Genomic DNA, 9,763 nt, shown 5'->3' with positions numbered 1-9,763 from the left:
GCCCAAAAATCCGAGCGCCTTGCAACACCAGGAACGGCTTGATCAACTCAGAGGGTTGAAGTGGAAATGGCCCCAAGGCTATCCAACGGGTTGCGCCATTGGTGGTGGTTCCCACTCCTGGAATCAGGGTGATGAAAATCACTCCCAACAGGAGTATGACAAACCAATCAGCGATTTCTAGAACAGAACGTAGGGGGAAGTTCACCACCAGGTTAAATGCTACTAGCCCCAGGATGACTGAGATGATTTGGCGCTTAAAGTAGTACATCCCATCTCCAAACTCAGCATCTGCGCTGGGATAGGACGCCGAAAATAGCACGACTAACCCGATAAATAGCCAGAGGAAGGTGAGCCACCGCAACAATCTGGCATCTATTGCCCAATCCTGGGCAGAGGAATTAAAAACAGGAATTAGCTGGCGTAAATTCACAGCGACTTGGCGTATAGGTAACATTCAGCGGCAGGGAATCACAAAGCGATCGCTTTGACAGATGCACGGAGTGCTGCTCGCTCCCCAACATTAGCAGCGGTACCGACCAAAATGATAAGGCGCTTTGCCCGATATCGGTTCATCCGCTCCCGATTTTCTTTGCTTTTCTATAAATCTTTCTGACATCTAAGGGCATCAGGCGATCGCTTTCTAAATCAAAAATTTATTAATCTACCCTCTAAATTAAAGCTTTCAAGAAGATTGCTTCACTGACGATCTTTGTATTGAACTTAACCGTATGATTACCGAATCAAAATTCTAAATTTCAGTGGTTTAAGTAAAAACGCGACCTTATTACTTCGTAATATCTATCGCCCCTATTACGTATAATCACGCAGACCACTTAGAGTTTTGGATTGAGCAAGCTGAAAAAGCTCAATTAGCCCCCAAGACTACAGAGACGATTCCCTATTTCCTATAAAGTTGAGCGAGATTACTTAGAAATGCAGGTCAAAACTCATCCTCTCAATGTAACGGTGCTGACTGTCCTGGTGTTGGCAGGATTTATCGGCATCGCCTCCATCCTATTAGCTCTCGTCAGCTCATCTTCACTCTACTCATCTACACATCCAGTGGTGATACCTTGGATAGGCGAGCAGCATCGATGTGAGACAAGCGGTAGAACTTGGAGAGAAGAGAGCGAGGAAGAATGCCTGGATTACGAACACAGCGCTGAGTTCTAAAAGAATTTGGCTTAACAGAAATTCCGGAAAAATCCTTGACAAGAAGTCAATAAATGCTTACCTAGCAAACTTTAGTCGTTGTTTTTAATCTAGTTCTTATATGATTCACAAATTACTAGCAACAGAATCGCTCTAGGCGTCTGCTGAAAAAGGGAGCTTCGGGAATCGAAGTGTAGCCTAATAAAACGAATTGCTATCGAAAGCGGCTATTGAGCCACAAAAAAAGAGGTCCTTAAGACCTCTTTGCATTTGAATCTTATCTAAATGTTGAAAATTCCGTAAACAAGCCTATTTCCGCAAATTAAAGTAGACCAGTATTTACTCCTGGCTTACCAGTAGCCAGCTCAACCTTAACGATTTTTCCACCCATTTTCATAATCCGCTGCTGTTCGCGAAACCAATTTTCGTAGGGAACGAGTTTCGTGAAATAAGTGTTTTGCAATTCCCGCTGAGTCCGGATACGGGTCTGGCTGGGAACACAGGCAGTAATTTTAAACATCCGCATGGTTAATTTCTCCTAGTCAGGTGGTGAGGAAATTTTTGATCTCAATCAATCTTTGGATTGGCGTATCTAATTAAGACACCGAAGGCTGGGAGTCAAGAGTCAATACTAGACCGCTAAAACTTATCAACTTAATTCGACAAGCCTTTGACGAGCTAGCATTCACTCCAGACTTCCCAGACTTCACCAGACAAAACGCAGTCGCTTAAAACTTAAGCGATGAACGAGCGCTTACGCTTAGCTCAAGCCAGAGCAGATGTAGTCTAAATAAACGCCCATTTCCTTACCAGCATCAGCACCCACCAAGCTGGCGGTAACTTCTTTCATGGCTTGGATAGATTGCACAGTAGCGGAGATGGGAACACCCAAGGAGTTGTAGGTTTCCTTCAGACCGTTCAGCACGCGCTCATCCAAGATGGATGGGTCGCCAGCCAGCATGGCATAGGTGGAATAGCGGAGGTAGTAGTCCAAGTCGCGGATGCAAGCAGCATAGCGACGGGTGGTGTACATGTTGCCACCGGGACGGGTGATGTCAGAGTACAACAGGGACTTAGCAACCGCTTCCTTAACGATGGTGGCAGCATTAGCGCTAATGGTGGTTGCTGCACGAACGCGTAGTTCGCCAGTGTTGAAATAGCCCTTGAGCTTTTCCAAAGCACCAGTGTCAAGGTATTTACCTTGAACGTCAGAGGAATTGATAACAGCAGTAATTGCGTCTTGCATTTTTCTTGTTTCCTTATCTTACGTAGTCAGGTTCTAATCCTTAGCAGGGGAAGGGAAACACCCTACTGCATGGCACCAATCACGTAGTCGAAGTAAGCGCCTGCTTCAGAAGCATCTTCGCCAGACATCATGGAGGAAGCAGCATTCTTCATAGCGCGAACGCCTTCAGCAACTGCGTCAACCGGGGTACCCAGAGACTTGTACATTTCACGAACGCCAACCAAACCGATTTCTTCAATCGGGGTGACATCACCAGCAACGACTCCGTAGGTGATCAGGCGTAGGTAGTAGTCCATATCCCGCAGGCAGGTAGCGGTCATTTCTTCACCGTAAGCGTTGCCACCGGGAGAAACAATATCAGGACGCTTTTGGAACAACTGGTCGCCAGCTTGCTTGACGATGCGCTCGCGAGAGTCGGTCAACGTTTGGGCAATCCGGAGGCGACGCTCACCGGAGGTCACAAAGTTCTTGATCCGGTCTAGTTCGCCTGGGCTAAGATAACGAGCCTCGGCATCAGCATTCACGATGGATTTCGTGACGATACTCATTTGTGGATTCCTCCAATCAAAAGAAAAGTTTTACCAGATGGTTTGAAACTGGCATTCGCCAAGGAATGTGGAAGCCTGTCACTGCTACAAGAATACTTGTTCGGTATCTTTAGCATTTTTCAGTGTAACCATCCGTACACACTGCCTGGGACTCAGCTACCTTCCGCAAATAATTTTGCGGCATTCTGTTCACATTCCAGGTCTCTTCTTAACACTTTTTAATATTGTTCCTCATTTTGGGGCTTTGAGGGCGATCGCAGCGGGTTTCGCTGGGGTCAGTTGGTCATCAAAGAGCGATCGCTTGCTTGGGAGGGGAGCGATCGCTGTCAGGATTTTTGAATTTTTGCACCCCTGAGCATCAATCACCTTCTCTTCCCCCTTGTCCTCCAAATCTTCGCGGCTCCATAAAAATGCGATCGCCCATTCCATGCCCTAATCTGTTCTGCTGATTCAGCTTTAGCAGAAACTTTAAGGGATTCAAGTTGTGGACACTAGATGAGCCACTTTACCACAATGCAGTTGGACAAGGTTTTGCAGTGCGGTTATTGGGGGAATTTGAACCGAAGAATTTATCTTATTGGAGGATGCTCGACAAAAAGCGATCGCCTCTTCTATCTCTATTTCTTTGGTTTCTGGAGCGCTTCTGCGTTTCGATAAACTCCCCGCGTCATCCAGAGCACAGAGCAAAACTTCCGATTCATTAGGAATGGGGAACGGGTCATCAAAATCACCCATTCCCCATTCCCGACTCTCGGATTTATCGGCTCAAGCGATTACCGATGTAGGAAGGCGACATATCTGACCAGGATTGTTTCACCAAGTCAGCTGCTGCTTTCACACTGCCCAGATAATTACCCGCTGGCAGGGACGGGAAGCGGTTGTAAGGCACCACATCCTCGCCGAAGTAACGGGCATACTCAGGACTATCCACCATTGCCTCTACAGCCGCCTTCAAGCCGCTATCCGCCAGCAGTTTGTTGTACTGCCGGATTTCACCTTGGGTAGCGGGTGCGCGTCCCAGCAGGTGCCGGAATAGGAACTCAATCACCTTGGTGTTGGGATAGGGGGCATAGAAGCGACGGCGATAGATATCGGAACTCGCCAGACTCTTCACAAACTCGCGCACCGAGATTTCACCGTTGCGGAGTCTGCTATCGAGATCCGAACGGCGCAGTTCCCCAGGAACTTGACCGCTGAAGATATCCATCACCTGACAGTAGATGGCATTAATCACCTGTGCAGATTCACCCTGGTTCATTCCTGGGTTCATCCGGTAAATTCGAGCAGGCTTACGCCGCGATGTCCCAACTCCAACTTCAACGGATTGCCCGTCACCGTTGGTAAAGGAACGACCCAACTCGATAAACAGCGGCTTACTCATGTCGCGCTGACGAGCTTTTGCAGCGATATCTGCGATCGCTTTACCCATCAGCGGCATCTTCGCCACATCCATGCGCGACTGCACCGGCTTGAAGCTGGGAACCACCAAGTCATCATTCTGCTTGGTCAGTTGGTTATACAGCTTCTCGGTATTCGGGAAGTTTGCCGCTGGCAGGGTCGGGAAGCGGTTGTAAGGCACCGTATCTTCTCCAAACGCCTGGGCATACTCTGGGCTATTCACCATTGCGCCCACAAAGCCCCGAAGCCCTTCAGATGCAAGGATCTGGTTATACTTGCGAATTTCTACTTGGTCTAGGGGTGCCCGTCCCAAGAAGTGCTTCGTACCCAACTCGATCACCTTAGTGTTCGGGTAGGGAGTATAGAACTCTTTGATGTAGAGGTCTGAACCTCCCAACGCCTCAATAAATTCCTTGAGGTTGATTTCACCATTCCGCAGCTTGCTTTCAAAGTCGCTGAATTGGTTCTTCACGATATAGGGTTCAATATCGCGCTCGAAAATTTGCCGGTATGCTGCCCGGATTGTGTTTTGCACCAACGCTTTGTCGTTGGTTTCTGTCAGCTTAAAGACCTTGGTTTGCTCGCGCTTCTTGCTGACACCCTGGTTGATGCGGAATTGAATGTCGGGTTCTGTCCGCAGCTGCGTGACTTGACCGAGTTCCACAAAACGAGGGGTTTCTTGCTTCTCAATTTTCAGAGCTGTGTCGGCAATGCTGCCAATCCGAAGGCTACGCAAGCTGACTCCAGCTGGTGTCAGATAGCGCTCGTAAGGAATCGTATCTTCCCCAAATGACTCGCTGTATTCGGGGCTATCGATAATCGCGTCAACCAGGGCGTAGAAGCCTTTTTTGGCGCAAATATCAAAATACTTGTTAGTTTCCTGACGTCCATAGGTGGGACGACCCAACAGACGGCGGTGGATGTATTCAATCGACTTGGTAACGTACAGCGAAGTCCAGTACAACTTGCGGAACAAGTCAGACTTAGCCAGAGCGCGGATGAACTCCCGCACTGTGGTTTCGCCGTTCTCCAGCTTGATTTCCGCCACCTTGAGGCGTTGACCTTCATAGACATCCCGCCCAAACACTTGTAGGTAGGCTGCCTTGATCACCGCTTGGGTGGAACTTTCGGAGTATTTAACGCTGGAATTCTTCACATACCGTTTGAAGGATGTGCCGCCGTTCCCACCTGGACCGGGGAGTTGATCCAGTTTAAACACTTTCGGACCCAAGGAACCCGGAGCTTTGGGACGAGCTGCTGGGTTGCTCAGTTGGTTGTCAATTCCTGGACCTTGGCGGATCAGGATGCGACGAGTATCTTTACCAAACGGAGCAGGACGGGTGTTGGGATTCTTGGTTTCTTTGGGGAAGATTGCCCCAAACTGAATTTCCAAGGGGTCGTTGCCGGAACCATACGGATGTTGGTCGGGCAGCGGTCGCTCGTAAGCAGCAAATGTGGTGAGGAACTGCGGTACCTTGCGGAAAGGCGCGCTGTAGTTCAACAAATCTTGCTGCGGTCCCCAGTTGCGACACTCCTGCGCTTCTTGACCTAGACCCCGGATGTAGGGCACGGTTTCTTCGCCGAAGTAGTCGGAATATTCCTTAGAATCCACCAGGGCATCAACGAGACCGGGTAGACCTTTGCTGGAAACAATGGAGAAGTATTCTTGGACTTCTTCACGGCTGGATGGGCCACGACCCAGGAAGTGACGGAATGCCAGTTCCAGAGCGCGACTGTTGATATATGGCTCGTAGAAGTTTTTGCGGTAAAGAGTAGATTTACCCAAGCGGCGGATAAATTCTTTCATTGAGATGTCGCCATTTCTGACCTTGGATTCTAAGTCAGAGATGCCAAGGCTGTAAGCGCGAGTAATGTCGCGCTCAAAGACTTGCCGATAGGCGGCTTTGATGATTTCTTGCTTTTCCGAAGATGACAAACCGGGCTTCATGGCGTACTTGGGACGCCGCTCGGCTGAATTGAAGTAAATTTGGGGCAGTTGCAGACCTTGCTGATCGCCAGAAGGACGCTGCCGCACTTTGTCGGAGGGGGTGGGGGCGCGGAATTCGCTAATCAGCACTTCAAAGTACTGGTTGACAATCGTTGTCCCTTCCTCGTCGCGCCGGAAATAACCCAAGGCGGCTGCCCGCATTTCCTGCAACGCCACAATTGTCGCTTCGCCGGAGCAAGCATTTTCAATGATTTCCCGCAAACCCCGCGTGTTAACCGCGATGATATTGGGGTCTCCGGCAACAATTGCGTAGGTCAGGTAGCGCAAGAACCAGGATAAGTCCCGCAACGACTTTTGCATATTGCCCGGACCGTAGCGGGCAACGTTGATCGGTCTGAAACCCGCTGGGGTAGGACCGCCGCCGCCTGCGCTGAAGAGCGATCGCAACCCCTGCAAAAAGCCACCGCTGCTTTCCACATAGGTGACATTTCCCAGCGCCATCCCTTGTTTGACATCCGGAACGTTCGCCGTCACCAATTCGGGTTCGCGAGGCTTTTCTAAGAAAGCCATCGGGGAACCCCCGACGAAAATGCGGTTGGCAGCACGGGACACAATCAGGTCTGCATTTTGGGTGAGCGTTTGAGCAATCTCAAGACGCTTGCTGCCGGAACTGAAATAGCTCTTCAGTTCATCCAGCTCACCTCTCCCTAAGAAGCGGTCTTGTTGTTCCGCTTGCGAAATAGTTGCAACTGGTACTGTTTGATATAGTTGCGGACGCGCAACTGAGCTTCCACCACTTGCCTTAACACTCATTGGATCTCAAAAGCTCCCTATCTAAATCGTCACTGCGTTAAACATGACCAGAGTGCCACTGATGAATGATGAATTGTGAAGGTTGAGGGATTAAAGTTAACCAACCGCCACGGGAGCGACTGACCCGGAGAAAGTGGCTTTTTCCCTACGGCTTATGGCTTATCAACTTCATTCTTGCGCCTTCAACATCTCAGCGTTCATCTTTGAGCCTTTATCCTTTAACTGCCTGGGGTTAATCAGCTCAGTTTTTAGATTAAAACTTTTCGGGCTTCTCAGACTGGTTTGTTAAAAAGTGTGTAGAACCCTATCTAGGTGTTCACAAGGTCATAATACTAAATGGCGGCAGATTCCCTGAGAAGAGCGATAAGTTTTGTTACTTAAGACGCCGTCTACCTACAGATGACCTGCCCGGACATCTCTAACTTTACCCTTTAACGTGATATGGAAATCAGGCAGGATATCAGTTCCGCCGTCCAACGACTTTACGATACTTACCCTTTTCCACCAGAACCTCTGCTGGATAGTCCGCCTCCCGGCTACAACTGGCGCTGGAATTGGCTAGCCGCTTATCATTTTTGCACCCATCAAACACCCCAAAAGCAGGATGTCCGCATTTTAGATGCCGGATGTGGCACGGGTGTAGGAACAGAGTACCTAGTTCACCTCAATCCGGCGGCTCAAGTGGTGGGAATTGATTTGAGTTCGGGCGCTTTGGAAGTGGCACGAGAGCGTTGTCGCCGTTCTGGGGCAAATCGCGTCGAGTTTCATCACAAGAGTTTATATGACGCGCAGGAACTACCGGGTGAGTTTGATTTAATCAATTGTGTTGGGGTTTTGCATCATTTGCCCGACCCGATTCGGGGAATTCAATCCCTAGTGGCGAAGTTAGCGCCGGGAGGCTTGATGCATATTTTCGTTTATGCTGAGCTGGGGCGCTGGGAAATCCAGTTGATGCAAAAAGCGATCGCACTGCTTCAAGGCGAACGGCGAGGCGACTACCGCGATGGCGTTCAGGTGGGGCGTCAAATATTTGCCGCTTTGCCAGAAAATAATCGGCTTGTCAAGCGAGAAAAAGAGCGCTGGTCTTTAGAAAATCAGCGGGATGAGTGTTTTGCAGATATGTACGTTCATCCCCAGGAAATCGACTACAACATCGACACTCTTTTTGAACTCATTGATGCTTCGGGTTTGGATTTTGTCGGTTTTTCCAATCCCAAAAACTGGGAATTAGAGCGACTCTTGGGGAAAAATCCAGATTTGCTCAAACGGGCAAAAAAATTAAGCGATCGCGAACGTTATCGTTTAATCGAATTATTAGACCCAGAAGCAGTCACTCACTACGAATTTTTCCTAGCACGTCCTCCCCTATCCAAAGCAGATTGGTCATCGGATGAGGCACTGTTAGCAGCCATTCCAACGCGAAACCCATGCATGGATGGATGGCCTAGCCGCTGTCTGTTTAACTACGATTATCAGATTGTCAATTTGTCAGAGGGAGAGTTTGGATTTTTGCAAGCGTGTGATCTGAACTCAGAAAAACGTCGAAGCATAAAAGAAATTTTGGCGAGTGTTTCGTTAGAGTTGGATCTTGTGCGATCGCTCTTGGAACGACAGCTAATTATGCTGACACCGAGTTAACAAATCGGTAATTGTTAATGGGTAATAGGAAATTCATGACGATTCATTCCCTATTACCTATTCCCATTGCCAATATTTCATATATCAATTCAGCTTGCCTTACATTAGTTACCCTGGTTTGGCTGGGGGTTCCTTGGTTCTGCTTCCCAAATGATCTCTCGTTTTGGCTCTTCGTTGTTGTCGTCTGGACTCTCAGCAGGCGTTGGTTCTGGGATTTCCGCAGGAGTCTCAGCGGGGATTTGATTTTGGGGTTCTTCCGGAGTCTCAGCAGGCGTTGGTTCTGGGACTTCCGCAGGAGTCTCAGCAGGGATTTGATTTTGTGGTTCTTCTGGAATCTCAGCAGGCGTTGGTTCTGGGACTTCCGCAGGAGTCTCATCAGCAGGGATTTGATTTTGTGGTTCTTCTGGAGTCTCAGCAGGTGTTTCAGAAGGCGCTTCATCTCCTGCTTCAAACTCAATCGTAATAATCGGTTTAGCCTCCTGATAGATAAAGGCTTCCATATCTCCTATAGGATTTCGGGCACTGTTAAGGCTGTCACCATCGTAGGGGGGAGTGCCATTGAAGAATTTTTCAAGCCGATAGGTTTGAGCCACGGCTGGTGAACTGATAAAGGCACTTAATCCAATGATGCAGATTAACCCTTGAGTTTGAGGTTTCATTTAACCAATACCTCCTCAACTACAGCTACCTGTAGTCTATATAACCACCAAAATTAAACGAAGTTTCCAGTTTATATCCTTTAGTGACTTCTGTAAAACTTGAACAAAAAAATTAGTTCAGATAGAACCGGCAACGGGAAAGACGTGATTGTACTCCTTTAAGTATTTTTTCAGCATCAAAGAATATTTTGATAAGTGCTTAAGCAAAATTAATTACATATTCGGTTCCGACTTTTTTTAGCACATTTTTGACATACTTTACTAAACTTTTCCAGTCCCGATAAGCCTCTATCTCTATCCATTCATATTTCATAAACTTCCATAAGATTTCAATTAAGTTGAGTTCGGGTGAATAAGGGGG

General features: G+C 48.3%; 11 protein-coding genes. 2 read left to right on the top strand and 9 right to left on the bottom strand.

Going from position 1 to position 9,763, the window contains the following annotated elements; genetic code table 11:
* Positions 1-454, bottom strand: a 454-nt coding sequence (locus NDA06_RS25550) for an FtsW/RodA/SpoVE family cell cycle protein (RefSeq protein ID WP_348251915.1), incomplete at its 3' end; no start/stop codon positions are given.
* A 479-nt stretch (positions 455-933) separates the two neighbouring features.
* On the opposite strand from NDA06_RS25550, the gene NDA06_RS25545 reads away from it, so the two are divergent.
* Positions 934-1,173: a hypothetical protein gene (locus NDA06_RS25545; RefSeq protein WP_190411192.1), complete on the top strand. Its 240-nt coding sequence runs from the start codon at positions 934-936 to the stop codon at positions 1,171-1,173.
* Positions 1,174-1,474: 301 nt separating this feature from the next.
* Here NDA06_RS25545 and NDA06_RS25540 read toward each other — a convergent pair whose 3' ends face one another.
* From NDA06_RS25540 to NDA06_RS25515, 6 genes are all read right to left on the bottom strand, one after another.
* Positions 1,475-1,678: a phycobilisome linker polypeptide gene (locus NDA06_RS25540; protein WP_190411193.1), complete on the bottom strand. Its 204-nt coding sequence runs from the start codon at positions 1,676-1,678 to the stop codon at positions 1,475-1,477.
* Between the two features lie 234 nt (positions 1,679-1,912).
* Entirely contained in the window at positions 1,913-2,398 is a 486-nt protein-coding gene (gene apcB, locus NDA06_RS25535; protein WP_190411194.1) for an allophycocyanin subunit beta, read from the bottom strand.
* A 62-nt stretch (positions 2,399-2,460) separates the two neighbouring features.
* Entirely contained in the window at positions 2,461-2,946 is a 486-nt protein-coding gene (apcA, locus tag NDA06_RS25530) for an allophycocyanin subunit alpha (protein WP_190411195.1), read from the bottom strand.
* 231 nt (positions 2,947-3,177) lie between these two features.
* The gene (locus NDA06_RS25525) at positions 3,178-3,375 is read right to left on the bottom strand and encodes a hypothetical protein (RefSeq protein WP_190987153.1); all 198 of its coding nucleotides are present in this window, start codon (positions 3,373-3,375) and stop codon (positions 3,178-3,180) included.
* Positions 3,376-3,423: 48 nt separating this feature from the next.
* Complete coding sequence (locus NDA06_RS25520; protein ID WP_190987152.1) at positions 3,424-3,681, bottom strand: hypothetical protein; 258 nt, start codon at positions 3,679-3,681, stop codon at positions 3,424-3,426.
* Positions 3,682-3,703: 22 nt separating this feature from the next.
* On the bottom strand, positions 3,704-7,105 hold the full coding sequence (locus tag NDA06_RS25515) for a phycobilisome rod-core linker polypeptide (RefSeq protein ID WP_190411196.1): 3,402 nt from the start codon (positions 7,103-7,105) through the stop codon (positions 3,704-3,706).
* A 441-nt stretch (positions 7,106-7,546) separates the two neighbouring features.
* Between NDA06_RS25515 and NDA06_RS25510 the strand changes: the two genes are divergently transcribed.
* The gene (locus tag NDA06_RS25510; protein ID WP_190987246.1) at positions 7,547-8,743 is read left to right on the top strand and encodes a class I SAM-dependent methyltransferase; all 1,197 of its coding nucleotides are present in this window, start codon (positions 7,547-7,549) and stop codon (positions 8,741-8,743) included.
* A 104-nt stretch (positions 8,744-8,847) separates the two neighbouring features.
* Here NDA06_RS25510 and NDA06_RS25505 read toward each other — a convergent pair whose 3' ends face one another.
* Both NDA06_RS25505 and NDA06_RS25500 read right to left on the bottom strand, forming a co-directional pair.
* Positions 8,848-9,402 carry a hypothetical protein gene (locus NDA06_RS25505; protein WP_190435405.1) on the bottom strand — a complete coding sequence of 185 codons (555 nt, stop codon included), beginning with the start codon at positions 9,400-9,402 and terminating at the stop codon, positions 8,848-8,850.
* A gap of 199 nt (positions 9,403-9,601) precedes the next feature.
* A partial coding sequence (locus NDA06_RS25500; protein WP_190985828.1) for a transposase occupies positions 9,602-9,763 on the bottom strand: 162 nt, incomplete at its 5' end.

Origin of the sequence: Trichocoleus sp. ST-U1, assembly GCF_039961835.1 — a bacterium.
GTDB lineage: Bacteria > Cyanobacteriota > Cyanobacteriia > Cyanobacteriales > FACHB-T130 > FACHB-T130.
The sequence above is the reverse complement of the archived record's forward strand: the minus strand, read 5'-3'. Positions and strand labels throughout refer to the sequence as shown.

Coding starts and splice junctions, on each gene's coding strand:
- NDA06_RS25545 (WP_190411192.1), top strand. CDS start 934: ATGCAGGTCAAAACTCATCCTCTCAATGTAACGGTGCTGACTGTCCTG.
- NDA06_RS25540 (WP_190411193.1), bottom strand. CDS start 1,678: ATGCGGATGTTTAAAATTACTGCCTGTGTTCCCAGCCAGACCCGTATC.
- apcB (WP_190411194.1), bottom strand. CDS start 2,398: ATGCAAGACGCAATTACTGCTGTTATCAATTCCTCTGACGTTCAAGGT.
- apcA (WP_190411195.1), bottom strand. CDS start 2,946: ATGAGTATCGTCACGAAATCCATCGTGAATGCTGATGCCGAGGCTCGT.
- NDA06_RS25525 (WP_190987153.1), bottom strand. CDS start 3,375: ATGGAATGGGCGATCGCATTTTTATGGAGCCGCGAAGATTTGGAGGAC.
- NDA06_RS25520 (WP_190987152.1), bottom strand. CDS start 3,681: ATGGGTGATTTTGATGACCCGTTCCCCATTCCTAATGAATCGGAAGTT.
- NDA06_RS25515 (WP_190411196.1), bottom strand. CDS start 7,105: ATGAGTGTTAAGGCAAGTGGTGGAAGCTCAGTTGCGCGTCCGCAACTA.
- NDA06_RS25510 (WP_190987246.1), top strand. CDS start 7,547: ATGGAAATCAGGCAGGATATCAGTTCCGCCGTCCAACGACTTTACGAT.
- NDA06_RS25505 (WP_190435405.1), bottom strand. CDS start 9,402: ATGAAACCTCAAACTCAAGGGTTAATCTGCATCATTGGATTAAGTGCC.